This window comes from Bifidobacterium sp. SO1, assembly GCF_018555335.1.
GTDB lineage: Bacteria > Actinomycetota > Actinomycetes > Actinomycetales > Bifidobacteriaceae > Bifidobacterium > Bifidobacterium simiiventris.
Genome location: NZ_JAFEJR010000001.1, coordinates 1 through 26,375 on the forward strand (window position 1 = coordinate 1; position 26,375 = coordinate 26,375).

General features: G+C 63.7%; 19 protein-coding genes. 5 read left to right on the forward strand and 14 right to left on the reverse strand.

Annotated features, from left to right (window positions below):
• The first annotated feature begins 222 nt into the window (after positions 1–222).
• Together JS541_RS00005 and JS541_RS00010 are read left to right on the forward strand one after the other, a co-directional pair.
• Positions 223–522 carry a DUF2089 family protein gene (locus JS541_RS00005; RefSeq protein WP_214372275.1) on the forward strand — a complete coding sequence of 100 codons (300 nt, stop codon included), beginning with the start codon at positions 223–225 and terminating at the stop codon, positions 520–522.
• Between the two features lie 64 nt (positions 523–586).
• On the forward strand, positions 587–964 hold the full coding sequence (locus JS541_RS00010) for a hypothetical protein (protein WP_214372276.1): 378 nt from the start codon (positions 587–589) through the stop codon (positions 962–964).
• 121 nt (positions 965–1,085) lie between these two features.
• On the opposite strand, the gene JS541_RS00015 is transcribed toward JS541_RS00010, so the two are convergent.
• The 9 genes from JS541_RS00015 to JS541_RS00055 all read right to left on the reverse strand — a co-directional run bounded on the left by JS541_RS00015 (position 1,086) and on the right by JS541_RS00055 (position 14,566).
• Entirely contained in the window at positions 1,086–1,556 is a 471-nt protein-coding gene (locus JS541_RS00015; RefSeq protein ID WP_214372277.1) for a hypothetical protein, read from the reverse strand.
• 111 nt (positions 1,557–1,667) lie between these two features.
• Positions 1,668–3,083 (reverse strand): PIF1 family ATP-dependent DNA helicase, encoded by a 1,416-nt coding sequence (locus JS541_RS00020; RefSeq protein ID WP_214372278.1) that lies wholly within the window; start codon positions 3,081–3,083, stop codon positions 1,668–1,670.
• A gap of 246 nt (positions 3,084–3,329) precedes the next feature.
• Entirely contained in the window at positions 3,330–4,190 is an 861-nt protein-coding gene (locus JS541_RS00025) for a Cof-type HAD-IIB family hydrolase (RefSeq protein ID WP_214372279.1), read from the reverse strand.
• 160 nt (positions 4,191–4,350) lie between these two features.
• Entirely contained in the window at positions 4,351–5,001 is a 651-nt protein-coding gene (gene orn / locus JS541_RS00030; protein WP_214372280.1) for an oligoribonuclease, read from the reverse strand.
• A 269-nt stretch (positions 5,002–5,270) separates the two neighbouring features.
• On the reverse strand, positions 5,271–6,815 hold the full coding sequence (gene guaB / locus JS541_RS00035) for an IMP dehydrogenase (protein WP_214372281.1): 1,545 nt from the start codon (positions 6,813–6,815) through the stop codon (positions 5,271–5,273).
• Positions 6,816–6,884: 69 nt separating this feature from the next.
• Positions 6,885–8,030 (reverse strand): MraY family glycosyltransferase, encoded by a 1,146-nt coding sequence (locus JS541_RS00040; protein WP_214372283.1) that lies wholly within the window; start codon positions 8,028–8,030, stop codon positions 6,885–6,887.
• Positions 8,027–8,686, reverse strand: a complete 660-nt coding sequence (locus JS541_RS00045; protein WP_214372285.1) for an L-threonylcarbamoyladenylate synthase — start codon at positions 8,684–8,686, stop codon at positions 8,027–8,029. The genes JS541_RS00040 and JS541_RS00045 overlap by 4 nt, the downstream gene beginning before the upstream one ends.
• 48 nt (positions 8,687–8,734) lie before the next feature.
• Entirely contained in the window at positions 8,735–12,664 is a 3,930-nt protein-coding gene (locus JS541_RS00050; RefSeq protein ID WP_214372287.1) for an ATP-binding cassette domain-containing protein, read from the reverse strand.
• A 318-nt stretch (positions 12,665–12,982) separates the two neighbouring features.
• Positions 12,983–14,566: a sugar porter family MFS transporter gene (locus JS541_RS00055; protein WP_236036748.1), complete on the reverse strand. Its 1,584-nt coding sequence runs from the start codon at positions 14,564–14,566 to the stop codon at positions 12,983–12,985.
• Positions 14,567–15,110: 544 nt separating this feature from the next.
• Between JS541_RS00055 and JS541_RS00060 the strand changes: the two genes are divergently transcribed.
• Complete coding sequence (locus JS541_RS00060; protein ID WP_214372289.1) at positions 15,111–16,931, forward strand: AMP-dependent synthetase/ligase; 1,821 nt, start codon at positions 15,111–15,113, stop codon at positions 16,929–16,931.
• 259 nt (positions 16,932–17,190) lie between these two features.
• Here the strand turns inward: JS541_RS00060 and JS541_RS00065 are convergent, their stop codons facing one another.
• Both JS541_RS00065 and JS541_RS00070 read right to left on the reverse strand, forming a co-directional pair.
• Complete coding sequence (locus JS541_RS00065; protein ID WP_214372291.1) at positions 17,191–17,985, reverse strand: hypothetical protein; 795 nt, start codon at positions 17,983–17,985, stop codon at positions 17,191–17,193.
• A gap of 163 nt (positions 17,986–18,148) precedes the next feature.
• Positions 18,149–19,045, reverse strand: coding sequence for an FxLYD domain-containing protein (locus JS541_RS00070; RefSeq protein ID WP_214372292.1), 897 nt, complete (start codon positions 19,043–19,045; stop codon positions 18,149–18,151).
• A 230-nt stretch (positions 19,046–19,275) separates the two neighbouring features.
• On the opposite strand from JS541_RS00070, the gene JS541_RS00075 reads away from it, so the two are divergent.
• Together JS541_RS00075 and JS541_RS00080 are read left to right on the forward strand one after the other, a co-directional pair.
• A complete protein-coding gene (locus JS541_RS00075) occupies positions 19,276–20,037 on the forward strand; it encodes a response regulator transcription factor (protein WP_214372294.1) in 762 nt (253 codons plus the stop codon).
• Positions 20,038–20,041: 4 nt separating this feature from the next.
• Complete coding sequence (locus JS541_RS00080) at positions 20,042–21,334, forward strand: hypothetical protein (RefSeq protein WP_214372296.1); 1,293 nt, start codon at positions 20,042–20,044, stop codon at positions 21,332–21,334.
• 1 nt (position 21,335) lies between these two features.
• On the opposite strand, the gene JS541_RS00085 is transcribed toward JS541_RS00080, so the two are convergent.
• The 3 genes from JS541_RS00085 to araA all read right to left on the reverse strand — a co-directional run bounded on the left by JS541_RS00085 (position 21,336) and on the right by araA (position 26,207).
• A complete protein-coding gene (locus JS541_RS00085; protein WP_346428258.1) occupies positions 21,336–23,774 on the reverse strand; it encodes a beta-galactosidase in 2,439 nt (812 codons plus the stop codon).
• A 163-nt stretch (positions 23,775–23,937) separates the two neighbouring features.
• Positions 23,938–24,591: a TetR/AcrR family transcriptional regulator gene (locus tag JS541_RS00090; RefSeq protein ID WP_214372297.1), complete on the reverse strand. Its 654-nt coding sequence runs from the start codon at positions 24,589–24,591 to the stop codon at positions 23,938–23,940.
• Positions 24,592–24,689: 98 nt separating this feature from the next.
• A complete protein-coding gene (gene araA, locus JS541_RS00095) occupies positions 24,690–26,207 on the reverse strand; it encodes an L-arabinose isomerase (protein WP_214372298.1) in 1,518 nt (505 codons plus the stop codon).
• Between the last annotated feature and the right edge of the window lie 168 nt (positions 26,208–26,375).

The window sequence follows — 26,375 nt, forward strand, 5'->3', positions numbered from 1 at the left end:
CACACTAACACTGCTACCCTTGACCACGGAGGCTCCTTCGCTAGAACGGTTAGGTTTAAGGCACCACCCATTCTGCCTAGAAGCCTCTCGTCATACCAACCCATCCATCAAAACAACAAACACGGTCTCCAACAACACCACACATTGATCTTTAATATTATTAAAGATATACTTAATTTTATTGAAATTATTATTCAAGGAAGAAAGGAGAAATCACATCGTATGAATACCGCGCCACCGTGGATGCAGAATCTTGACGACGAAGACATGGCCTTCATCAAGCGGTTTCTGCTTGCTTCTGGCTCAATGAAGGAGGTCTCCGCCGAATACGGCGTCTCCTACCCCACCGTCAGGCTTCGTCTCGACCGTCTCATCCAGAAGATCCGACTCGCCGAGCAGATCGACAACGAGCCGTACATCGCCCTTATCAAGCGGCTTGCCGTGGACGATAAACTCGACTTCGACACCGCGAAAATACTCATCACCGAATATCGCAGACAATGCGATCGTTCCGATCAGTAGCAGCACCCATCCATACGTGAGGCTTATCATCGGACTAGTCACGCAACTCAACGAGGAGTGCATTATGGAACAGTTCATTGCCGATCATATTGAACATCTCTCTACCGCGGCCACCGTGCTGCCGATCATCGTGATCGTTCTGTTCGTTCTTTCCGTAGTCTTGCAGTTCCGTCTGACCCGCACCGGCGACACACGATTCTGGCTGATACCGCCGATCGGGTGGATCTCGCTCGGCGTGGCATGGGCGATTGGATGGAACCTGTTCGTGTTGGTCATGTCAGGAGCACCATGGGATGCCGTCGGCCCGATGGTGGTAATGGGCATCGTCTCCGGAATGATCAGATACAGCATTCCGGGACTGATTCTGCTGGGCATCGGCTGGTACCGACACGACAAAGCTAGTCGGCGCAAGGAAACGCACATGGCAGTGCAGGACCTGTGAGGCGGCACAGTGAATGCCTTAACCGGCCGCCGCATAACCAGCAAACAACAAGGCTCTCCGAAAAAACACCGCGTTCTTCGGAGAGCCTTGCGCTTCAAGCCGGCGGAAACCGGCTAGTCGCTCACTGCTTGAGGCTGGCGTTGACGGCGTCGACGGCCTTCTGCAGGGTCTTGGTGTGGTCCTGGTACCAGGTGGTGTTCTTCTTGATGTTCTCGATCGCGGTTTCGTATTCGGAATCCGCGTCGACGTTGCAGGAGGCAAGCTCCGGGGTCTCGGCGGAGAGCTCCTTGTTAAGCGCGTCGAGGGTCTTGGCATCGTTCACGTCGTCCTTGGTATAGGCGGACGCGGTGGCGGCGTCGCCGTTGACGAGGCCGTTGTATTCGTTCTGTGCGACGCGCAGATCGTCGGACGCGGTCGCGCAATCGGCCTTGAGGGTCTCTACGCTCGGACCGCCGAACACGGTCACGCCGACCACGACGGCGGCGACGATGACCACGACCGCGACGATCGCGGCGATGACGATGGCTTTGATGTTCTTCTTCTGTGCGCCTTCACCGGCCACGGCAAGCTCCTTCTTGTCTTCGACTGTCACTGTTGTTCGCTCCTTTCCGAGCAAACCCACGACACTGTACCAGAACCGCATACGTTAGCAGCCGCCGCGGCCCCGCCCGTCTCACCGCAGCCCCGTATTTTTGGACAATCGCTAGAACAGCTCGCCCTGCTCGAACTCGTCGTCGGCCGAGCCGCCGACGGCGCGCGCACGCGGGTCGAACGCCTCGGCGCCGTCCTGCGCAAGCAGGTCGGCGGCCGCGCCGGAACGCTCGCGCAGCACGCCGTCGAGCCGCACCGCGTCGGGCGACACGTAGAACATCCGCTCGTTGACGCCCTCCAGAAACAGTCCGTCCATCGACTCGACGCGCGAGAGCGCCACGTACCCCATGCCCGGTGCGAACGTTCGCCGCAAATCCATCACCGCACGCCCCAACGTCATGCCCTGCGACTTGTGGATCGTGATCGCCCACGCGCACCGCAGCGGCACCTGGTTGATCGACGCGAGCACCGTCTCGCCGTCCATCATCTCCCACGCGGCCGGCTTCATCGTCGCCACGTTGCCATTCTCGAACTCGACGATCGGCCAGCCGCCCTTCGCCTCGGATGCGAACCCGCGCACCGTGCCGAGCGACCCGTTGACGAACTGCCGGTCGGCGTCGTTACGCAGCGCCATCACCGCAGCGCCGGTCTTCAAGACCAGTTTCTCCGGCGCGAGCATGTTCTTCTTCAGCCGGTCCACCAGATTCACCGGACCGGACGACTCCGCGAAGAACGTGTGTTCGGCCGAGCCGATCTGCGCGAGCCGCAGGTCGTTCAGCCCGTCGGCCTGCCGATTGACCGGGAACAGGTGCACCGCCACCTCCCCGGCATCCGGCACGACGCCGAGCCGCGTGACCAGCGCGTCGCGGTCGTCCTGATCGACGCAGCCGTCGCGGATGTCGGTGAGCACGCCGAGCAGCTGGCCGTCGTCCTGACGGTGCTGCTCGGTCAGATAGCACACGACCGGGTCGAGCTCGGCCCATACGAGCGATTCGGTGACGAATCCTTCCGGGTTCAGTCCGGCCTTCGCGTAACGTTCGCGGGCGGCGACGAATTCGGGCGTGGGCGTGATCAGATCGTTGTTGCGGCCCGACACGCTCACCGGCGGCAGCTGGAAGAAGTCGCCGGACAGGACGACCTGGATGCCGCCGAACGGCCGCGGGTCGCGGCGGATCGCACGGCAGACCTGATCGACCATGTCGAACAGCCACGCGTGCATCATCGAGACCTCGTCGATGACGAGGATGTCGGTGGATTCGATCTTGCGCCGGCGACGTGTCTTGATGAGTTTGAGCAGGTTCGCGGTGAGCGAGGTCGACACGCCGACGCCGCTCCACGAGTGGATGGTCTGGCCGTTGATATGCGTGGCCGCGATGCCGGTCGATGCGGTGACAGCCACGGACGCGCCGGCCTTGCGCGCGGCGGCGATGAACTCGTTCAACACATACGTCTTGCCCGCGCCCGGCGCACCGGTGAGGAATACGTTCGCACCGGCCTGCAGAATCGCCAGCGCCTCGCTTTGCCGCATAGTCCCTCCTATCACGCCTGCTTTCCATCATCGGCCGAACACATGACCCAAGCCATGTCATTTCGATCGAGCGAAGCGAGTGGAGAAATCTTCACACCGCACCAGCACCAGAAGATTTCTCGACTCGGCTCCGCCTCGCTCGAAATGACAGGGGTTGGACAGACATGTCTCACTCGAAATGACAGATTCAGGTAATCGGCAAACCGTCAACCGGTCAGACAGCCAATCAGACGACCGACCAGCCAGTCAGCCAACTAGGCGGTCGACGACCTGCAGCACGCCGTGGTCGATGTTCGTGGGCGCGATGTAGTGCGCGGCGGCCTTGAGGTCGGGGTGCGCGTTGCCCATCGCGAACGAGTACTCGCCGGCGGCGAGCATCTCAAGATCGTTGAGATAGTCGCCGAACACCACAGTCTGCGCCGGCGCGACGTTCAGATGCCGCTGCAGCGCCTCGACCCCGCGCCGCTTGTCGGTCTGCGGATTCATGATGTCGACCCAGTGCGCGCCCGAGACGACCACCTGCCAGTCGCGCGCGATGTCGCCCAGCAGATCGGCGGCCATCGACTCGGCATCGCCGAAGTCGAAGATCGCGAGCTTCAACATCGTCTCGTCGCCGCGCTCGACGCTCGGCAGCACTGCGTGCAGGTCGGGCACGATCTCGAGCGCGTGGTAGTACTTGCGGCATTCGTCCACGAACGCGGGATCGGTGCGCTGCACGTACGCCGTGTTCAGTCCGCACAGCACGAGGCCGACGTCGTGCGTGCCGTTCGCGACGGCCGTGTCGACTATGTCGATGACGGTACGCGAGACGGCGACGTCCACACCGTGAACTTCGATCAGCTCGCCGTCCGCGACGACGACGTTGCCGTTCTCCGCGATGTACGACAGTTCGCGCGGCACGCGGTCGGCGAACATGGATCGCAGCGTGGCGTACTGACGGCCGGACGCGGGCACGAATTCGACGCCGCGCGACTGCAGCCGTTCGAGCATCGGCCAAAATCCGGACGGGATCTCGCTGTGCTCGTCCAGCAACGTGCCGTCCATGTCGGCGACGACGAGTCGGATGTCTGCGGGACCGGTGATCTCGGTCCAGTCGACTGCGGTCATGTGGTTTCCTTTACTGTTCTTACGATGCGATCCGACCAAACATGTCATTTCGAGCGAGGCGGAGCCGAGTCGAGAAATCTTGCGATGGCATTCAGCTTTTTTCAGATTTCTCCGCTCGCTGCGCTCGGTCGAAATGACAAATCGGAGCCAGGAATGCGGGCTACTTGTTGAGGATGCTGGTGACGACGACGTCGGCGGCGATGCGCTTGGCGGTCGCCTCATCCGGACCGGGGGCGGGCGCCATGAACGCCTCACGGTAGTAGCGCAGTTCGTCGAGCGATTCGATGATGTCGGCGAGCGCGCGGTGGCCGCCGTTCTTCGGCGGGCGGTTCTCATACACGGCCGGATACCAGCGGCGGGCGAGTTCCTTCAGCGTGCTCACGTCGATGCTGCGGTAGTGCAGGTGGCTCATGAGGTTCGGCATGTAATGGTCGAGGAATTTCTTGTCGCTTCCGATCGTGTTGCCGGCGAGCAGCGGGCGCACGCCGTCCGGGGTGAAGCGCAGCACGTATTCGGTGACCTTCTGCTCCGCCTCGGCGAGCGAAAGGCCGTGCTCCCATTCGTTGATGAGGCCGGAGCGGGTGTGCATGTTGCGCACGAAGTCGTTCATGTGGGCCACGGCGGCCTCGGACGGTTTGATGACGTAGTCCACGCCCTCGTCGAGCACGTTGAGGTCGAAGTCGGTCGGCACGACGGACACTTCGACCAGCTCGTCGCCGCCGAAGATGTCGAGTCCGGTCATCTCGCAATCGATCCAGATCAGGCGCGAATCCTTCGCGCTGTACGTTTCCGCATCATGGCTGTCCACCATCGTGCGCCGCCTTTCCTTGCTGTTTCTCGTCCTGTATCGAACAGTACAGGCTACCGCGCCGCCGATACAAAAGCGGCTCCCCTGCCGTATTCGTGCAGGAGAGCCGTTATCGATCGATCAGCGCATACGAAAAAGCTCCCTCGGATGACGGAGCTGACACGCGTGGCGCGACTGAAGGCTGTCACGGGCATACCCCGTGTTCTCTCCCTCAGCCACCTACGGTGACAGCTCCCTCATCAGAGGGAGCCGAGATAGCTGAAACCGACCGATCAGTTGTGGAAGCCGGAGTAGTTCGGGGCTTCGGCGGTCATCACGATGTCGTGCGGGTGCGATTCGCGCAGGCCGGCGTCGGTGATGCGGATGAAGCGGCCCTTCTCGCTCATCTCCTTGATGTTGTGCGCGCCGATGTAGAACATCGACTGGTGCAGGCCGCCGATCATCTGGTAGAGGACGGCGTTGAGCGGTCCGCGGTACGGCACTTCGCCTTCGACGCCTTCCGGCACGACCTTGTCGTTGGAGGTGACGTCGGCCTGGAAGTAGCGATCCTTGGAGTAGGACTTCTTGCCACGCGGGGCCATCGCGCCCAGCGAGCCCATGCCGCGGTATAGCTTGTACTGCTTGCCGTGCAGGAGCACCTTCTCTCCCGGGGCCTCCTCGCAGCCGGCGAGCGCGCCGCCGAGCATGACCGAGGACGCGCCGGCCACGAGGGCCTTGGCGATGTCGCCGGAGTAGTGGATGCCACCGTCGGCGATGCACGGCACGCCGGCGGCCTTGCAGGCCTGGGCGGCTTCGTACACTGCGGTGAGCTGCGGGACGCCGACGCCGGCGACCACGCGGGTGGTGCAGATGGAGCCGGGGCCGACACCGACCTTGACGGCGTCGACGCCCGCGTCGATCATGGCCTGGGCACCGGAACGGGTGGCGATGTTGCCGCCGATGACCTGCACGTCGCGGAAGGCCGGATCGGACTTGATGCGGCGGATCATGTCGAGCGCGAGGCGGGCCTCGCCGTTCGCGGTGTCGACGACGAGCACGTCGACGCCGGCCTCCATGAGGGCGGAGGCGCGCTGCCACGCGTCGCCGAGGAAGCCGACGCCGGCGGCCACGCGCAGACGACCCTGGGCGTCCTTGGTGGCGTCCGGGTACTGCTCGGTCTTGACGAAGTCCTTGACGGTGATCAGGCCGGTCAGGTGGCCTTCGTTGTCGACGAGCGGGAGCTTCTCGACCTTGTGCTTGGCGAGCAGGTCGTGCGCGTCCTCCTTGGAGATGTTGGACGGGCCGGTGATGAGGTTCTCCTTGGTCATCACGTCGCGCACCTTGAGGTGGTCGTAGTCCTCGGAGGCGATGAAGCGCATGTCGCGGTTAGTGATGATGCCGACGAGCTTGTTGTCCTTGTCGACGACCGGCAGGCCGGAGATGTGGAACTTGCCGCACAGCTTGTCGAGGTCGGCGAGGGTGACGTCCGGGTTGACGGTCAGCGGGTCGGTGATCATACCGGATTCGGAACGCTTGACGACGTCGACCTGGGCGGCCTGGTCGTCGATGGACAGGTTGCGGTGGAGCACGCCGATGCCGCCGTTGCGGGCCATGGCGATGGCCATTTCGGATTCGGTGACGGTGTCCATGGCGGCGGAGATCGCCGGGACCTTCATGGTGATCTCACGGGTCAGGTGGGTGGTGGTGTCCACTTCGGACGGGATCACGTCCGTCTCGTTCGGCAGTAGCAGGACGTCGTCGTAGGCGAGGCCCAACTGGGCGAAGATCGGAGGGAGCGGGGCGTAGTTGTTGTCATTCGTGTTAGGAATTAAAGCCATAGACCCACTATATGAACGTGTGTTGACGAGTGACACGCGCCCGTGGTATGGCGGGCAACGCAGCGGCTGTCAGTCCTCGCGGATGTGCTTGGCGCGCTGTTCGATCTCCTCGTTCTCCTCGCGGATCTCGGGGATGCGGTGCTTCAAATACGGGTACATGGTGACGATCGTGAGCACCACGGTCGCCACGGCCATGCCGATCGCCACGTAGCGTGCGCGGAAGAACAGGATCATCAGCGAGCCGAACGCGATGAGCGCCGCCCAGCCCCACAGCGTCAGCACCGCGCCCTGCACGGAATGGCCGATCTTGAGCATGCGGTGGTGCAGGTGCATGCGGTCGGGGTGCATCGGCGACTGGCCTTTCGCGAGCCGTCGCACGATCGCCATGCACATGTCGAGCACCGGCAGGAACAGCACGAGGATCGGCAGCAGGATCGGCATGAACACCGGCAGGTAGATGCTTGCGTGAATCGACGCGGGGTCAAGTCGGCCGGTCATGATGATCGACGCGCAGGTGATCAGATAGCCGAGCAGCATGGAGCCGGAATCGCCCATGAACAGTTTCGCCGGATGCCAGTTGTGCAGGATGAAGCCGACGCAGATGCCGATCATGGCGACATCGATCAGCGTGGCCATCGACGCGTACGACGGCGAGTTGCGCGCGATGATGTACGAGTAGACGGCGAACGCGATGCCACCGATCGCGACGATGCCGGACGCGAGTCCGTCCAGTCCGTCGACGAAGTTGACCGCGTTGATCGAGGCGACGATCAGGAACGCGGTGATCGTGATCGAAATGCTCGGGGATGCGGTGACGAGCGAGCCGAGCGGCAGCGAGATGATCTGCAGACCACCCCATGCGACGAACACGGCCGTCAGCAGCTGGCCTGACATCTTGAGCATCCAATCGAGATCCCACAGATCGTCGGCCATGCCGATCAGGCAGATCGAGATCGCGCCGAGCATCACGACCCACGCCTGCCGGCTCGCGTGGAACAGGTTGCCGGTGAACGGCAGCTGGCTGGCGATGAGCATCGCGCCGAGGAAGCCGACGAGCATGCCGAGACCGCCCATGCGCGGCGTGGGGATGGTGTGCACGTCGCGTGCGCGGACTTTGCCGACCGCGCCGATCTGGATGGCGAGATGGCGGATGAGCGGGGTGACGAGGTAGGTGATGCCGCCGGCGAGCGCGGCGATGAGCAGGTAGATTCTCATGCGCCGAACCCGCCGCCGTTGAGGTGGATGGCTTTGCGGATGACGGCTTGCGGGATCACGCCCTCGCGCAGGATGTCGATGCCGTCGCGCGAGAGCGGATTGGCGGCGACCACGGTGCTGGCGACATGGCCTTGCGTGGGGCCGCCGTCCAGGTACAGGTCGATGGCATCGCCGAACGCGGCCCGCGCCTCCTCGACGGTCTGGGCGCTTTCCTCACCGGACCGGTTCGCGCTGGAAGCGGCGAGCGGTCCGGTGGCGTTCAAGATGCGCAAGGTGACGGCCGAGTTGGGGATGCGGATGCCCTGAGTGCGCGTGCCGTTCGGCGTGGGGCTGATGGTGGCCAGATCGCAGTCGTCGCGGGCGACGGCGATCGGCGAGAACGCGCCTGGCAGGAAGCGTGCGGCGAGTCGGTTGAGCGGCGCCGGCAGGTCGAGGCCGAGGCCGTCGATCTGTTCGATATCGGCGAGCAGGACCTGCAACGCCTTGAACCGCGGGCGCTGCTTGACCTCGTAGATGCGTGCGATGGCGGTCTTGTTGCGCGGGTCGCATGCCACGCCGTAGACCGTGTCCGTGGGGATGACGACCAGTCCGCCCGCCTCGATGATCCGTTTCGCTTCGGCGAGGGAACCCTCGTCCACCGTTGCAATCGCGCTCATGGCACCTCCTGATCTATCAAGCTACCATTGCACCATCGTACGATGACATTACATTCGTACGACCGTATCGGCGATGCGCATGGCGGATTCGCGGTGGGAGACGAGCACGATCGCGGCGTCGCGTTCGGAGGCGAGCGCGTTGATCGACTGGAGGATCACGGCCTCGTTGAACACGTCGAGACGGCTCGTCGGCTCGTCGAACAGCACGAGGTCGGCGTCGCGCAGGAAGATGCGGGCCAGGCCGATGCGCTGGCGTTCGCCTTCCGACAGCCGGTCGCCGAGTTCGCCGACGGGCGTGTCCAGTCCGGCGGGCAGCGAGTCGATCAGGTCGATGACGGACGCCTTGCGGCAGGCGTCGCGCAGACGATCGTCGATCGACATGGCGACGGCAGCCTTGCCGTTGCTGCTGCCGTCGCCATCGTTGTCATTGCGACCGTTGGCAGCGTCGCGGATGTCGTCTGGCAGGGCGATGAGCAGGTTGTCGCGGATCGTGCCATCGAACAGCGCGGTCTCCTGACTCATCATGGTCTGCACGCGGCGACGGTAGGACGCGTCGATCTGCGGCAGGGGTTCGCCGGAGAAGGTGACGGTGCCGGATTGCGGGTCCCAGTAGCGCATGAGCAGCTTGAGCAGCGTGGACTTGCCGCGACCGGACGGCCCTTGGACGCCGAGGATGCCGGAGCGCGGGACAGTCAGCGAGACGTCGTCAAGCACCAGCTTCCTCTGCTCCCCCTGATAGGGGGAGCTGTCAGCGGAGCTGACTGAGGGGGTCAAGAGGCTGCCACGCCCGGTCGGATAGGCGAAGGTGACGTGCTCGAGGGCTGTGCCATCGTATGCGGGGGTTGCAGTTCCGGTTTCGCTGACGGCCGGCGTTTCGTCCATCAGCGCGAACAGGCGACGCGCGGCCGCGAACGTTTGCGTCAGGTTGGCAGGCAGGGCGCTCAACGCGAGCGTCGGACCGAACGAACTGGCGAACAGCACGAACGCAATGGTCAGCGCCGGAGCATCCTTCGGGGTGCCGAGACCGAGCCAGACCGCGAGCGCGGCCGCCGCAACGGTCAACGCCATCACCAATACCATGCCGATACCGGCGAATCCGCCGTTGACGCGGCTCAGTCGCGCATGCTCCTTCCACAGCGCCTTGGTGCGCGCCACGATGTTCGCGGCGCGCTCCTCGCCACGACCGAAGCCGATGATCTCGCGCAGACCACGCATGTCGTCAAGCACCACGTTGTCGAGGTCGGACGCCTGATGGCGGATGACCGGCCCGAGGCTCTGCACGTTCGTGGCGAAGAACTTCGGCACGACCACGCCGATGATCAGGTGTGAGACGACGAGCAGCAGCGCCATCGCCGGGTTGAGCGCGAGCAGCACGAGCGCGTAGACCACGGTGGTGGCCACGGCGATGACGACCGGCGAGATGGTGTGCGCGAAGAAGATCTCGAGCAGTTCCACGTCGGTGGTGATCAGCGCGATCAGATCGCCCTTGCCCTTGCCGGCGAGCTTGGCCGGGGCGAGGCGGCGCAGGGCGGCGAACGCCTTGGAACGGAACAGGGCAAGCAGTCGGAAGGCGACGTTGTGGTTGGAATACTGTTCGATGTAGCGCATCACGCCGCGCAGTACGGCGCAGATGACCATCGCGGTGACGGCCGGGACAACGCCCCTATCGGGCACCGGCCATCCGCCTCGTGCGAGCAGGGAGAACACGGCGACCATGCCAAACACCGGCAGGAACGTGGCCGCCAGATGGCCGATCGTACCGGCCACGCTGGCTAGGGTCATGATCGAGGCCAGCGGCCGCGCGATCCGCAACAGTCGCACAATGACGCCGCTCAGCTTTTCTTGGGAGGAAACGGCATGGGAAACCTCGGTATCGTCATGTCGAGCGGAAGTGCTCTCCTCTTTGTCATTTCGAGCGAGGCGAAGCCGAGTCGAGAAATCTTCTTCCGATTCCGCATCAGAAGACTGTGTCCGGGAAGAGATTTCTCCGCTCCGCTGCGCTCCGGTCGAAATGACAGGAGCAAACTGCTGCTCGGTCGAAATGACAGCATGATCCGCCGCAACGGCGTCACCCGAGACGTCGCGCCGGCCGACCTGTTCGATCTGCTGCTGCGCATGATGCAAACGCGCGTATTCACCGTCGATGCCGATCAGGCCGCGGTGCATGCCGCTCTGCACGACCTCACCGTGGCTGAACACGACGATCACGTCGGCATGCTCGGCGTTCGCCATGCGGTGCGTGATCATGATGACCGTCTTGCCAGCCTTCGCAAGATCGTGGATCGACTCGAGGATCAGCGATTCGCTTTCGACGTCCACGCTGCTGGTCGCCTCGTCGAACACATAGACCGGACTGTCGTGCAGCAGGGCGCGTGCGATCGCGATGCGCTGGCGCTGACCGCCGGACAGGTTCGCCGCATCCGGTTCGATCGTCATGTCCAATCCGTCCGGCTGCTCGCGCACGAAGTCGTCGATGCGGGCGCGTCGCAGCGCATCCCACATCGCGCGTTCCACGCTCTCCCCCGCCGGGCCGCGGTACGCCATCGCGAGATTGTCTCGCAGCGTGCCGGCGAACAGGTGGCTGCGCGCGCCGACCAGCGTAACGGCATCGGTCAGCGATGCGGCCGCAATGTCGCGGATCTCATGCCGGCCGCGCATGTCGAGCAGCGCGATCGAGCCAGTGTATCCGGTCAGCGTGCCGGCCAGAAGCGCGGCGGCCGTGGACTTGCCGGAACCGGACACGCCGACGATCGCGGTCACATGGCCGGGATTGGCCATGAACGTGATGTCAGAGAGCGCCTGCTCGTCGCGTTCGGCGCTCTGATCGTCGTCGCCGTGGTAGGAGAAGCCGGCGTGATCGAACGCGACGACCGGGGCGAACCTGCGATCGTTCGCAAGCGTCACGTCGCCGTGCTTGGGTTCGGGCGCGTCGAGCAGTCGGAAGATGCGTTTGGTGGAGGTCATGCCGTTCATCACAACGTGAAAGTACGAGCCAAGCTGGCGCAGCGGGATGAAGAAATCGGCCGACAGCAATACGACGAGCAGCACGCCGGCCAGCGACAGCGACGTCTCGCGGCCGCCGGCGAACGAGAATCCCTGCGCGTACTGCCACAGCGCGACGCCGATGCCGGCCGCGGTGCCGCCATATGCGACCAGGTCCATCGACGACAACGATCGCAGCTGGATCTGCAAGACGCGCATGGTCATGACGCGGAAGCGTTCGGCCTTCTCGTCCATCTCGCGGGCGGCGCGTTCGTCGGCGTCGAAGATCTTCAGCGTTTCGAGGCCCTGCATGTCATCGAGGAACGTGGCACCCATGTCGGTGTAACTGCCCCAGTATTTCTTGAACATGCGGGCAGCGCTCATGGCCACGAGCCCGACGATGAGCACGATGAGCGGGGCGCATACGAGCAGCGTGGCGGCTGTGGGCATGTTGACGGGCGCGAGCACGGCGAACAGGGTGATGGGCGCGAGGATCGAGTAGAACAGCTGCGGCAGGAACAGTTCGAAGAAGCTTTGGATCTGTTCGACGCCTTCGCCGGCCGACTGCACGATGTCGGAGGTCTTGACGCGGGTTGCATACGATGGCCCCAGTCGCAGCATCTTGCGATACAGGCTTTCGCGCAGCCCCAGTTTGACGCGTTCGGCGGCTTCGGTGCCCAGTCCCGCGGCGATGCGGGCCATCGCGTAGCGCACGATTGCGCAGATGATGAATACGGCCGTATACATCGCGATCGACCGCGGCGACAACGCCACGTCGGTCAGCCCGTACGGATTCGAGACGCAGGGCGCATCCCATTTCGTCACTCCGCCATAGCAGGACTTCGGACCGAACTGGTGGAGCAGCGAGCCGAGCAGCGACACCAGCGCCAGCACGAATCCGATATTGGCCAGCAGCGACACCCACATGCACGCCACTTTGCCGGCCACGAGCTTGCCAAGTCCCGGAGCCATCCGGAACAACCGCTTGTCGATCATCTCCCGCCTTCCGCACAACCGCACGCCGTACCGTACCCATCGCACGGTACGCGTCATCGCAAAATCAAGTCCGTGGTCAACCCTAACAACCACCGCCCGTTTTCACCAGAGGCAATTTCGCGGCGTATCTCACACCAGTCGCGCGAAACGGCTTCCATCCGGCAACCGCGTATATACGAAACCGCCGTTTGCAATCGTATGCGCAAGCACACGTTCGCAAACGGCGGCAATCAGTCAGACACCGCGGTTGACCGGCGCGACGGTTGACCAGCAGCAGTCAGCAGGCCAACCGGCGATCAGCCAACCCAAACCGTCATCTCAGCGCTGCTTCTGCGCGGCGACGAGCGCTTCGGCGGCGGCCTTCGTGGCGATCGCGCGTTCCTTGGCGCGGCGGGCGCGGGCCAGCTCGGCTTCGGCGGCCTTGATGTCGGATTCGGCCTGGCGCAGGTCGGCAGTGGCGCGCACCACCTCAAGCTGCGCGTTGGACTGCTCGGACTTCGGCTTCCACAGTTCGGCGATCTCCTCGAGCGTCTTGTCCTTGGTCTCGGGCACGAATGTGACCACGCCGAGGAAGCAGATCAGGTTGGTGCCGGCGAATACGAGGAACGTGCCCATGCCGCCGATCGAGCTGATCATGACCGGCGTGAACTGGCCGATCGCCCAGTTCGTGGCCCACAGGAACACGGTGCAGATGCCGGTGGCGCGGCCGCGCAGGTAGGTCGGGAACAGCTCCGGGATCATGATCCACGGGATCGGGCCCATCGAGAACGCGAACGCGGAGGTGAAGCACATCACGAAGATGAGCATGAGCAACTGATAGTTGTTGGCGTACGCGAAGCTGATGCCGAGCGCGAACACGACCATGAGTCCGGAGCCGACGGCCATGAGCTTCTTGCGGCCGGCGGTGTCGATCAGGTACATGCCGACGACGGTGAACACCAGCTCGATGCCGCCCACGCAGGAGGATGCGAGGAATTCGGTGTTGCCGCCGAAGCCCATGTCCTTGAACATGACCGGGCCGTAGTAGCTGATGGCGTTCATGCCGATGGCCTGGTTGAAGATGGCGAGGAAGATGCCGATGAGCAACGCCTTACGCAGACCCGGCTTGAACAGGTCGGAGAACTGGGCGTTGGCCTTCTTCTCCTCGGCGATCTGGTTCTGGATCTCCTCGACGTCGCGGCGCGCCTTCTCGGTGCCGTTGATGCGCTCGAGCACCTTGAAGCCCTCTTCGACCTTGCCGGCCTGCACGAGGAATCGTGGGGACTCGGGGCTGAACCACAGCGCGGCGAAGAAGATCGCGGCCGGAATCGCGCCGATGCCGAGCATCCAGCGCCAGCCGATGTTCACGCCCCAGTCGTGCGAGCCGGAGGATGCGATGAAGTAGTTGATGACGTTGGTCAGGAAGATGCCGGAGATGGTCAGCAGCTGGTATGCGCTGGTGAGCGCGCCGCGGATGTTGGTCGGCGCGGATTCGGTGATGTAGGTGACGGCGAGCGCGGCGGCCAGGCCGATGCCGACGCCGCCGATGACGCGGGCGAGGATCAGCGTGGCCGGGCTGAACGTGAACGCCGACCACAGCGCGGCGACGAAGAAGAACGCTGCGCCGAACATGAGCAGCTTGCGGCGGCCGTAACGGTCGGACAGGAAGCCGGAGAAGCCGGCGCCGATCACGCCGCCGATCATGATCGACGAGATGACCATGCCCTGCAGCGCGGGGCTCAGGGAGTACTTGGTCTGCAAAAAGTCGATCGCGCCGGAGATGGAGACGGTGTCGTAGCCGTACAGCAGACCGGCGAGGCCTGCGCTCAGCGCTAGGCCGACGATGTAGCGGCCGGAGCCGCGTTGGTTGCGTTCGTCGCCGCCGAGTTCGACGGCGGAGGCGTCACTTGTGGAATTGCTCATGGCAAATACCTCAATTGCTGATATGCGCCCGCGTTATCGCCGCGGGCATCTCTCTTCCGTGTGATTGTTCGAGCTACGTCGTCATTGCCTTACAACGATGTTTTGTTAGCGCTCACAATCATGCCAGATCGCAATAGTAATACGTTTTGCGAACAATACAAATCACGCGTGTCACAAATAACGACGCAACCGCACACACCGTCACACATGGGAACAGGCCGCCGCACGCCCCGCAATCACCGCCGAGGTCGCCGACGGCCGGCGAAACGATCACCGCCGTCCACATCGCCCACTCGGCAGCACCGGCCAATCCGGCCGTCCGACCAACCCAGCCATATCCCGTCACACCCGCCCGCACACCCGGTTTTGTATCCGCACACAAACCGCGCCGGGCAAATTCGTGGCGTCGCACAACGCGTCGCAACCTACGCAGTCGTAAGTTGTATGACGGAACAGAGGAAAACGTCAAAAAAACTACGTATTCGCCGGCGACCACCGGCAATCAGCAGCGATCAGAACATCGCAGAAACGGACATCATCGATCATGCGCACCGAATACACCACCCCCGGTTCGATCATCGTACGCGACGACGAAACCCTGTACAGCCTCCTCACCGACCGCATCGCACGCACCGGCGAGGATACGATCATCGCCTCGCGCAAACTCGGCCCCGGCCGCTGGGACGACATCACCACCGGCGAATTCCACAAGCTCGTCCTCGCCGCGGCCAAGGGCCTCATCGCGTTCGGCATCGGCAAAGGCGACGCGGTCACCCTGTTCTCCTCCACCCGCTACGAGTGGGGCGTGCTCGACTTCGCGCTCGCCGCGATCGGTGCGGTGAACGTGCCGATCTACGACACCGACTCCGCCGCGCAGGCAGAACGAATCCTCAACGATTCCGCCGTCAAGCTCGCCATCGCCGACGATCGCGAACGCTTCGACCGGCTCGACTCGGTCAAGGACCACTGCCCTGCGCTCAAGCAGATTTTGATGATGGACGGCAACGCGCTCGGCGCCCTGCAGGGCTTCGGCGTCACCGTCTCCGACGAGGAGCTCGACGAACGCATCGCCTCCGTGCACGCCGACGATCTTGCGACGATCGTCTACACGTCCGGCTCGACCGGCGCTCCAAAGGGCGCGGAACTGACGCACCGCAACTTCCTGTCGATCGTGCGCGCCGGCTACGAATGCCTGTCCGAAGTGATCTGCGACAACCATCCGCGACTGCTACTGTTCCTGCCGCTCGCGCACTGCTTCGCACGTTATATTCAGTACTGCTCGATCGGCTCCGACGACGGCGTGGTCGGCTATCTGCCCGACACACGCTCGCTCTTGCCCGATCTGCGTTCGTTCCAGCCGACGTATCTGCTCGGCGTGCCGCGCGTGTTCGAGAAGGTGTACAACGCGGCCTCGCAGAAGGCCGGCATGGGCTTCAAGGGTCGCCTGTTCGCGAAGGCCGTGGCCGCGGCGCGTCAATGGTCGCGCGATGAGCAGGCCGGCACGCCGCATTCGGCGAAGGCGATCGCCGAGCGGGCGACGTACGAGGCGCTCGTCTACCGCACGATCCGCGGCGCCCTTGGCCCGAAGATCCGCTACGTGGCGTGCGGCGGCGCCCCGCTCGACCCCGATCTCGCGCATTTCTACAACGGCATCGGCCTGCCGATGATCCAGGGCTACGGCATGACCGAAACTGCTGCCCCGTTCACCGTGACCCGCGTGTCCGACAACGTGATCGGCACGGTCGGCCAGCCCGCGCCCGGATCGTCGGTGCGTATCGCGGACGACGGCGAGCTGCAGGTCAAGGGCGAGAACGTGTTCCGCGGCTACCACAACCTGCCGGAGAAGACCGCGGAGGCGTTCACGTCGGACGGCTGGCTGCGCACGGGCGACCTGGCGTCGATCGACGACGAGGGCCGCGTGACGATCACCGGACGCAAGAAGGACATCATCATCACCGCCGGAGGCAAGAACGTGTCGCCGATTCCGATGGAACAGGAGATCGTCAAGTGTCCGATCGTCGAGCACGCGGTGGTGGTGGGCGACCAGCGGCCGTTCATCGGCGCGCTCGTGACGCTCGACCCGGACGGTCTGGCCGCGTGGCTGCCAGCGCACGGGTTCGCGGCCGATCTGCCGATCACGGACGCCGCGCAGCTGCCGGACGTGCACGACGAGATCCAGCGCTACGTCGACAAGGCGAACGCGACCGTGTCGCGCGCCGAGTCGGTGCGCAAGTTCGTGGTGCTTGACCAGCAGTTCACGCAGGACAACAAGTGCCTGACGCCGTCGTTGAAGGTCGTGCGTCCGGCCGTCAACCGCGTCTTCGCAGACGTGATCGATCAGCGCATCTACGCCGGCAAGCGGTAGCCAGGATGCTTTTCTAGCGGCAAACGGAATCACAACCGGCTTCCCCGAGTCCGTTTTCCACTAGGATGTGGCGGCTTCTATGGGAAAACGGACTCGCAACTGCATCCCAGAGTTCGTTTTCCACTAGAACGCAGCGTTTTTGGCGGAAAACGGACTCCGAATGGGCCGCCGGAGAACGTTTCCTGCTAGGAGCAGCCATATCCCAGTGGAAAACGCCCGCGCGGACGTACCCAAGTAAACCCGCCAGATACCCGTTCGCTCAGTCGGAACCAGATACGTAGAGGTTTTCGTCGTAGCGCGTGATGATGGTGTCGGGCGAATCGGGGTCGGACGGGATCGCAGGCTGGTGCTTGAGCACATAAACGGTGTATTCAACTCCTTCGAGCGACGAAGCCCCCTCCTTTTGGATGCCGCGCGAGAACCGTTTGTCGGAGGTGACGACCGCGCCGTCGCGCCACCACCATTCGCGGATCTGTCCTTTGCCGTCGTGATGGATCGTGGCCGGCTGGCTGGAATCGTCCTTCTCGGCCCAATCGGCGGCGACGTTCGGGTCGTACCACAGCACGCGCACCGACACGCCGCCGACCGCAGCGGCATCGCCGCTCGTGCGGGACGGCCCGACGCCGCGTATGACCAGTCGCAGCACGGATTCACGGCCGGCGCGCACGTCGTTCATGAAGCGGTCGATGCTCGCGCCATCCGCCGCTTCATACGCCGGGAATTCCTCGTCGTCGACGCCATGCCAGCCATATGAGGCCTGGCCACCATACACGTAACCCCGCGCAGTCAGCTGGCTTTCGGTGACGTTCGGGTCGAGCAAGACGAGTTCGTCGTAGATCTTCTGCGCGGTGACGCGCGTGGTGCGCTGCCAGACGAACGCGCCGGTGACGATCACCGCGAACGCGAGGAACGCGGCGAGCAGCCACCACCACATCGGGCGGCGGGTCGGATTGGAGAACGGCCGCGGGCCGGACTGCGGTTGAGGCCGTGGATTGCCGACCGGTTCCGCATGGGACGGGACGGTCGGATCGTTGTTCATCGACGTGGGGTTCATGACGACCTCCTTGGGATCATGCCGCGACGGAGCGACTGTTGATCGGCCTGTTGTGCGCCGATGATGCAACGGTACGTCGATTCCACTGTCGCGCGACAGTGTGCGACATGCGGCGCATGACACGATGACGTCACCGTTCGGCGCGCGGATGATGTTCGCGCCGTCACTGCATGGTGTATGTCTTGATGTCGCTCCCGTACGTACCGTTGACGGAAGTCTTCTGCTGCGAGTCAAACGCCGCCCACTGCACCGGCACCACGGTCAGTCCCGAAGTGTTCGTCCCGCCGAGGAGGATTTCATACGTGTCCATCATGCCGCCCGGCGTGAGCGATCCAGTACCGACCGAATAATGGTTGTCGCCCACCTGTTTGCCCGACGCGTCGCGCAGCACGTACGTCACCGTCGCCTGATTGAACGAGACCTGCGTATTGTTGCGCACGACGAAGTGCACCTCATGAGATCCCTCCTGCGGCAGTTCCTCGGAAAATCCGACGACCTGAATCATCGCGTCGCCGTTCGCATCCGTCGGAGTGGAGGAAGCGGCTTTCAGTCGTTCGTTTTCCTTGGCGAGTTCCTTGTTCGCCGAGGTCAGTTTGTCATTCTTCGCAATCAGTTCGTCATTGCTGTTGGTCAGATCGTCGTTCTCTGACTTCAGTGATCCCTGTTCGTCGGCGCTTGAGGCCTTGTACCGCTTGAGTTCAGTCTCAGCCGTCTGGGCCTGCGATTCCAGTCGCCGGACATCCCCGGTACGGACGAACCAGCCTATGCACAGCCCGAAGAGCAACGCGACCGCCACGACGATCGCGGCCATGCGCATGGGGATGCTGCGGACACTGGCGAACTGGCCCTTGCCAGCACTGTGATCGACGATTGCCACGGATGAATCGACGACCGCATGAGCATCGTCGGATGGCTGTGTTCCGGCTGCATCTGTCGTGCCGGTTGAGGCAGTTGTATCCGTCGCGCCGTTCGCGACCGTCGCATCTGCCGCATCCTCCGAAGATCGTTCGTTCGGCACGTTCTGATGGTTCATCGTCGATGATGTCGCCTCGTCGTTCATGACAGCCCCCTTCGGTCATTCGCTTTCAGTCTACCTGCCGCGGTTCGCGCGCATCCGCTTCCACGGCAAAAGTTCCGCCACTGTTTGCCGTGTGCGCCTCGTCCGCCGCATGAAACAGACACATGACGTATGACATGCGGAGCATGACGTCAATGCTCGGATGCGTGTCACGCGAGTTTAGACTGGACGTCATGGAGCAGAATGCGCGACACCGATCGGTTTCGATCGCGATGGTGGACAACGATCGCATGGCGTTGATGGCGTTGTCGTCGCTGCTGACGCGCGCCGGGTTCGCGGTGATATGGACGGCGCAGTTGGGGGCGGCCGCGATCCAACGCTGCATCCGCGTGCAGGATCGACCGGACGTGCTGCTGGTCGACATGGCATTGTCCGATATGACCGGCATCGACGTCTGCCAGTCCGTGCGCAAGTGGGCGCCGGAGTTGCCGATGATCGGCGTGACCGCCTATGATCCGGCCGTCTATCGCGATGCCGCGGTCGCGGCCGGTGCGGTCGCGGTGATCAGCAAGGACGATATCTCCACGATCGCCGCCACTATTCGCGAGCTCTCCACACGGCGGCAATCCGCGATCATTCCCGATCACACCGACGGCGAGGCACACCGAATCTCCACACCATCGGCCGCGCTTCACGAATCTCCCACTCAGGAGTCTAATTCATCGACACAATCCACACAGGACCGCTCTGGATCCACACGACCTTCACCACGCCGCTCCTCCCTTACCCGACTCTCACAAGATCGTCCCGTCTCCGCACCATCCCCACAACCGCAACGCTCCTTCGCATTGTCCGCACAACAGGCCGCGATCATGCGCATGTATGCCGACGGCCGGTCGACCGACGAGATCGCCGCCGCGCTTGGCATCTCAAAAGGCACGATCTTCTCACAGGTCGCGCGCGTGCGCGACAAACTGCACGCTCGTGACCGCGACGAGGCCGTCGCCCTGTGCCGCCGCTACCTAAGGATGTGACGTGATGGTCAGACAGCGTACCGACAAGCGTCTGTTATGGGACGGGCGCACGCGCATGCTGCTGGCGTGCGCATCGATCCCGGTGATGATCGAAACCGCGTATTTGTATGGAATCGGTGACGGCGGCGACGCGACGCTGCTGTTCATGCTGCTGTCGGTTATCGGCAGTCTGCTCATGGCGTTATTCCCACGCATCGGCGGCTGGGCGATCGTCGCATTATGGACCGCGCGGTGCGTCGTGCCGGAAACGACGCCGTTCTCGATGTTGTTCTGTCTGCTGATGGCCATCACGATCATGGCGTATCTCAATATCGGCATGTCATTGCTCGCGGCGGTTGTGGCGGAGGCGGCGACGGCCGCGCGCATCTGGCTGTATCCGTGGGATTCGTCGGTGTTTGCAATCGTATGCGCCACGGCCGCGTTCCTGATGGTCGCACTGTGGCTCGGTTCGATGATGAGCTGGCGGGAACGGCAGGAAATCGAGGATCAGGAGCATGCCGAACTGGTGCGGCGCATCGCCGATCAGCAGCTTGCCACGCAACTGCATCATTCGGTCGCCAACGACCTGACCACGATCCTGCTGCTGTCCAGACAACTGCGATCGGATACGGGCCATTATGATCATCATTCAACGGACGATCACGACACCGTCACCTTGATCGAACGAACCGCACAGGAATCCCTGGCCAAGGTTCGCACGCTCATCGCGGGATTGGATCAGGATGGCTCTCGCGTCACCGGCCAGTCCGCCGTATTCCGTGATGTCGGCACCGATCGGTCCCGACATCCCATGCCGGCTCGGGTCCTCACCGTCACCGCGGACGAACTGCATACGGTCGCGGAATCATATGACGCACGGCTGCACGCGAACGGGCTGGACGGCGCAATCATCATCAGCGGCGAAGCATCATGCTCGTGCACCGCCGATCGTAAGGACGCGATGCTGGACATCCTGCGTGAAATCATCGGCAATACGATGAAATACGCCGATCCGACGGCTGGCTATTGCGTCGCGATCACGCTTGCGCCCGGACTGGCCACGATGTCGGCATCCAACGGGGTTCGGCGCCCGGCAGCGGGCGGTGAGATCGCATCCGGGATCGCCCAGACCACGGTACCTGCCGATACCGCCGTCAACGCGCACGACGGCAACGTATCGCCCCGCGCGTCCGATGCGCTCAGTGGCGGCACCGGCATTGACCGATGCCGCCGCATCGTTACGGCTCTCGGCGGCGAGTTCACCGTCGAGCACGATGACTCCTCCTGGACCACGCTGGTTACACTGCCCCTGGCCTGAATCAGCCGACGATGACGGCAAGGTTCCAGCGGGGCAGGGTGAGCGTGTCGCCGGCCGCGACCGCGTCGCCTTCGTGCAGGGCAAGCGCGGCGGTGGCGGATTCATCCACGAGACCATTGACGGCGATAACCTTCGGCGAGACGACCACTTCGCCGGCGACCGGGCTGGCGAACGACACCGGTTCCGCGGAATAGTTGAGCAGATAGGTCACCGTCTCGCCGCGGACGTTCACGCCCTGGCGCACCGTGACCGCGGATGGAGCCACGACGGCATCGCCCGCGCATCCGCGCGTATCGGAGGAAGCGCCGTGCCCGGCACGCACCGCATCGTCGTCCTCGGCGTCGGCCTTCACGGTATAGGCATCGCCGTCAGCCGCAGCCACGCGCAGCGTCGCCACGCCGGCCGCGGCCAGCGCCTCGCTCATCACGGCGCGCGTCGTATCCGGATCGAGCACGGTGCCGATCCATTCGGCCGTACCCTTGCCGAACGCATGACGGGCGATCGCCGCATAATCGGTCCACGCGTAGTGGCCGTAGTGCGCAAGCACCTGCGTGGCCGCATCACCGCCGTCAACCGACCGGCAAGCCGTCTCGCTCCTGCCGAAGCCACCCGCATCAGCCGTCTCGCCGTTCACAGCCTCACGGCCGGCCGAACCGATACCAACCCCGCCCTCGCCAGCAAGACCGCAGCAACCGTTCCCGACCGAGAACACAGCCGATCCGTTCGGCTTGAGCAGTTCGATGAGCGTCTCCGCCTGCGCATCCGGCAATCCGGCGAGCGCACCCGCGGCACCGGCACCATCCGCAACATCAACCGAACCGTCCCCGAACACGACCGGCACGCGTCCCTTCGGCGGCGTGAACTGGTTGTAGCTCATGCCGAACACGTCGGTCAGCCGATGCGGCGCGCGGTCGTGCCACACGGTCGTTTCCTCGTCGGCGACGAACGACCGCAGTGTCGAGATCAGGTGCCCGCCGTTCGCCACGTATTCGCGCAGCCGTGTGATCGTCTCGTCGGATGCGCAGTACAGCGCAGGCGTCACGATCACCGCATACGATGCCAGTCGTTCGGCCGGCGCGTCGGTCGGCAGGAAGTCACATTCGACGTTGAGTTCGAACAGCGCGTCGTAGATACGCCGCACCACGTCGTTATAGTCGGCGCCGCCGCCCCAGCGTGTGCCGCTGCCGATGCGGAATCCCTCGAGCGCGGTCAGCGCCTCGTTCGACACCATAAGCGCGACGCGGTTGTGCTTGCGCAAGTGCAGCAAACGTTCGCCGATCTCGGGCCGCGCAATCTCGCGTCCGAACACGCCCGCCTCCTCATAGGTCGGGTTCGGTTCAAGGTCGTGGCTCAGCAATCCCTTCCAATACGTCTCGAACGAGTTGTGGATCGAATGCCAATGCCAGTATTCGACCATGTCCGCGCCGGACGCAAGATGTGAATACGCCTGCAGCCGCATCTGCCCGGGGAACGGCAGCCAGCCGTGGTTGCCCTGCGCCTCGGTTTCGAGCACGAGATAGTTCGCGCCGTCCTTGAGCGAGCGGGTGAGGTCGCCGCCGAACGCGATCTCCTTGCCGGTCAGGTCGTCCTGCGTGGGATGGTAGATGTCGCAGCCGGCGATGTCGAGCGTGCGCGCGGCCGTGAAGTGGTCGACGGCCGGCTGGATGCCGTACGAGCCGCCCTTCCAGCCGAAGTCGAAGTTCTGCGTGACGAACTGGTCGTCGCGTGCGTATTCGCGCACGATCGACGCCTGCCAGTCAAGGAATTCGGTGACCTGCTCGCGGCGGAAACGGTCGAATTCGCCGCGCAGCGACTGGTTGATCGTGTTGGTCACGTCGGGGAAATCCTCCCACGCGTTGATGCGGTTCGACCAGTAGTCAAGCCCGAAATGCGCGTTGAGTTCGTCGAGATCGTCGTGGAATTTGCCGCGCAGGTACTTGACGAACAGCGTCTGCATGTCCTGGCTGACGCAGTCGTAGTACTTGGTTTCGTTGTCGACTTGATAGCCGATGACGGCCGGATGGTCGGCGACGTGCGCGATGAGCTTGCGGATGACGCGCTCGGCGTAGTAGCGGTACGATCCGTTGACGATGTCCATAATCTGGCGCGGACCGTATTTGCCGGGGCCGCTCGGGGTGACGGCGAGCACGTCGGGGTGCATGCGCACGAGCCAGGTCGGCACGGCGTAGGTGGGCGTGCCGACGATGACGCTGATGCCGTGACGACGCGCGCTATCTAACGCACGGTCGATATGAGAGAAGTCGAAGATGCCCGGTTGCGGCTCGCAAGCGCTCCACGTCGACTCGGCGATGCGGATGACGTTGATGCCAGCGTGCAGCATCATCGCCATATCGGTGTCGACACGATCGAGATCCTTCGGCATGTATTCGTCGTAATAGGCCGCTCCGAACAGGAAACGATCCACGGTCTGCTTGCCCACGTCTGCTCCTTTGCGCTGCGTTCGGCAGCGTTCCTCCGCGCTTGCCGAACGATGATGTCTCTTGTATTGGCAGATACATCAATTATGATATCTAATAGTTATTAGATATCTTCTAGTATATTGATAACGCAACCATGCGCAACCGAAACACGCGCGAATGCGCTCAGCGATAGCGATCCCAGAGCGGCGAGGGGAAGATCATGCGCTCGAACACCAGCCATTCGTCGTACAGGTCGATCGGCGGGCGGCGCATGAACCGCAGCTGCACGCCGTCCATCGCCTCGATGCACTGGCGCACGACCGGCCGCATCGACTCATGCCACTGCCCCATCTGCGGAGGAATACGCCACCGGTATCCGCTGTAGTACTCCCACGTCGAATCCGGGCGACGTTCGAAATAGTCGTGCAGCGGATGGCCGGGGCTAAACGCCTCGGTTTCAAGCACCATGTATAGGCGCATGAGCTCGACGCGTTGCGCGTTGTGGCGCACGAGATAGCGCAGGTACGAGGGGAACAGCAGGTTGTCCGGGTCGCTGCCGGGCAAACCGGTCTTCATGAAGTCGTCGGGTGTGCCGGTCGCGTCGTACGCATCGGTGACGAGCATCGACAGCAGCCCCTCCTTGGTGCCGGCATAATGGAGCAGACCGGGCTGGCTCATGCCGACCGCGTCCGCGATCTCGCGTAGCGACGTGCCGTAATAGCCCTTCTCGCCGATCAGCCGCACCGCCGCCTCGACGATCTCGCGCCGCCGCTCCCCCGGCGTCTTGCGCACGCGCTTCGCCCCACCGTTCGCACTGCCCTGTTTCACTGCTGCCATACGCGCCAGTCTAACGGTTGGTAGATACCGGCCCCGCATACGGCAAAGGCCGCCCGGCACATACGTACCGGGCGGCCTCATCAATCACCGATGATCAATCAGTGACGGTTATCCAAGCGGTGGTACATCTCGGACAGCTCCAGTTCCTTCTCGAACTGGCGGGCGTCGGTCTTGTCGTCGATGACGGCGAGTTCGACGCCGGCGATGCGGGCGAAGTCCTCCCACGCCTCACGGCCGACGGAGGTGGTCATGCAGGTGTGGTGCGAGCCGCCGGCGGTGATCCAGCACTGGACGGCGGTCTTCAGGCTCGGCTGCGGCTTCCAGACGGCGCGGGCGCACGGCAGCTCCTTGAGGGAGCCCTGCGGCTCGACGACGTCGACCACGTCCATGAGCAGGCGGAAACGTTCGCGCACGTCGGACATGGAGACGACGACCGCGTCCTTCTTCGGCTTGCCGGAGAAGACCAGACGCACCGGGTCGGCCTTGCCGCCAATGCCGAGCGGGTGGATCTCCAGCTTCGGCTTGGCGATGGTGCCGATGGCCGGGGAGACCTCAAGCATGTGGGAGCCCATGTCGAGCTCGTCGCCCTCGGTGAAGTTGTAGGAGTAGTCCTCCATGAGGGAGGCGCCACCCTCGAGGCCGTAGCCCATCACGGCGCCGATGCGCACGAGCACGGAGGTCTTCCAGTCGCCTTCGGCAGAGAAGCCCCAGCCGTATTCGGACGGGAAGCGCTGCGGGCCGACGCCCGGCAGCTGCGGCAGGGCGCCGAGGTCCTCGAAGTTGTCGACGCCGGCGGTGCAGCCGTTCTCGCGCATCATGTTGACCATCGCGGCCTCTTCCTTGGCGGCGATGAACAGGGAGTCGTACTTGGCGTCGAGCAGAGCCGGGTCGATGTCGTACTTGGCCTTGTAGTCCTCGATGATGCCCTTGACCTGATCGTCCTTGACGGCCTCGTACGCGGCGACGAGCTCGTTGACGGCCCAGGTGTTGATGGAGGCGCCGAACACGCGCTCAGCTTCGGTCTTGTCGCCTTCGGTGACGGCGACGTTGCGCATGTTGTCGCCCCAGCGCATGACCTTCATGTTGTTGGAGGCGTCCCAACCGGCGCAGGCGCGGGCCCAGGTGCCGACCTTCTCGGCGACCTCCGGGTCGGTGTAGTGGCCGACGACGATCTTGCGCTTGATGCCAAGGCGGGAGACGATGTAACCGAACTCACGGTCGCCGTGGGCGGCCTGGTTCAGGTTCATGAAGTCCATGTCGATGGTCTCCCATGGGATCTCCTTGTGGTGCTGGGTGGCCAGCTGCAGCAGCGGCTTGGTCAGCACTTCGAGGCCGCGGATCCACATCTTGGCCGGGGAGAAGGTGTGGCACCAGGTGATGACGCCGATGACGTTCGGGTTGGCGGACGCCTCGACCATGAACTGCTTGACGCCGTCGGAGGACTTCAGGGTCGGCTTGAGAACGATCTTGGCCGGGATCTTGCCGGTCTTGTTCAGGTAGTCGACCATTTCGTTGGCGTGGATGGCGACCTGGCGGAGCGCTTCCTCACCGTAGAGGTCCTGCGAGCCGACGCCGAACCAGATTTCCTTGCCCTCGAAGGGGTTTTCGAATGCCATATCAGGCTCCTTTTGTACTTCTTTGTGGAACAGTTTGCATGTTGTTCGGCTCCCCTGTCAGAGAAGCCGAACAACGAAGTGAGGCTGGGGAAACACACCCATCTCATCGTGGCCGGGTGTACGCTCCCTCAGTCAGCTTCGCTGACAGCTCCCTCAGCCGAGGGAGCC

Coding starts and splice junctions, on each gene's coding strand:
- JS541_RS00055 (WP_236036748.1), bottom strand. CDS start 14,566: ATGAGCAATTCCACAAGTGACGCCTCCGCCGTCGAACTCGGCGGCGAC.
- JS541_RS00050 (WP_214372287.1), bottom strand. CDS start 12,664: ATGATCGACAAGCGGTTGTTCCGGATGGCTCCGGGACTTGGCAAGCTC.
- JS541_RS00060 (WP_214372289.1), top strand. CDS start 15,111: ATGCGCACCGAATACACCACCCCCGGTTCGATCATCGTACGCGACGAC.
- JS541_RS00075 (WP_214372294.1), top strand. CDS start 19,276: ATGGTGGACAACGATCGCATGGCGTTGATGGCGTTGTCGTCGCTGCTG.
- JS541_RS00020 (WP_214372278.1), bottom strand. CDS start 3,083: ATGCGGCAAAGCGAGGCGCTGGCGATTCTGCAGGCCGGTGCGAACGTA.
- JS541_RS00080 (WP_214372296.1), top strand. CDS start 20,042: ATGGTCAGACAGCGTACCGACAAGCGTCTGTTATGGGACGGGCGCACG.
- JS541_RS00005 (WP_214372275.1), top strand. CDS start 223: ATGAATACCGCGCCACCGTGGATGCAGAATCTTGACGACGAAGACATG.
- JS541_RS00010 (WP_214372276.1), top strand. CDS start 587: ATGGAACAGTTCATTGCCGATCATATTGAACATCTCTCTACCGCGGCC.
- JS541_RS00045 (WP_214372285.1), bottom strand. CDS start 8,686: ATGAGCGCGATTGCAACGGTGGACGAGGGTTCCCTCGCCGAAGCGAAA.
- guaB (WP_214372281.1), bottom strand. CDS start 6,815: ATGGCTTTAATTCCTAACACGAATGACAACAACTACGCCCCGCTCCCT.
- JS541_RS00070 (WP_214372292.1), bottom strand. CDS start 19,045: ATGAACGACGAGGCGACATCATCGACGATGAACCATCAGAACGTGCCG.
- JS541_RS00090 (WP_214372297.1), bottom strand. CDS start 24,591: ATGGCAGCAGTGAAACAGGGCAGTGCGAACGGTGGGGCGAAGCGCGTG.
- JS541_RS00025 (WP_214372279.1), bottom strand. CDS start 4,190: ATGACCGCAGTCGACTGGACCGAGATCACCGGTCCCGCAGACATCCGA.
- orn (WP_214372280.1), bottom strand. CDS start 5,001: ATGGTGGACAGCCATGATGCGGAAACGTACAGCGCGAAGGATTCGCGC.
- JS541_RS00065 (WP_214372291.1), bottom strand. CDS start 17,985: ATGAACCCCACGTCGATGAACAACGATCCGACCGTCCCGTCCCATGCG.
- araA (WP_214372298.1), bottom strand. CDS start 26,207: ATGGCATTCGAAAACCCCTTCGAGGGCAAGGAAATCTGGTTCGGCGTC.
- JS541_RS00040 (WP_214372283.1), bottom strand. CDS start 8,030: ATGAGAATCTACCTGCTCATCGCCGCGCTCGCCGGCGGCATCACCTAC.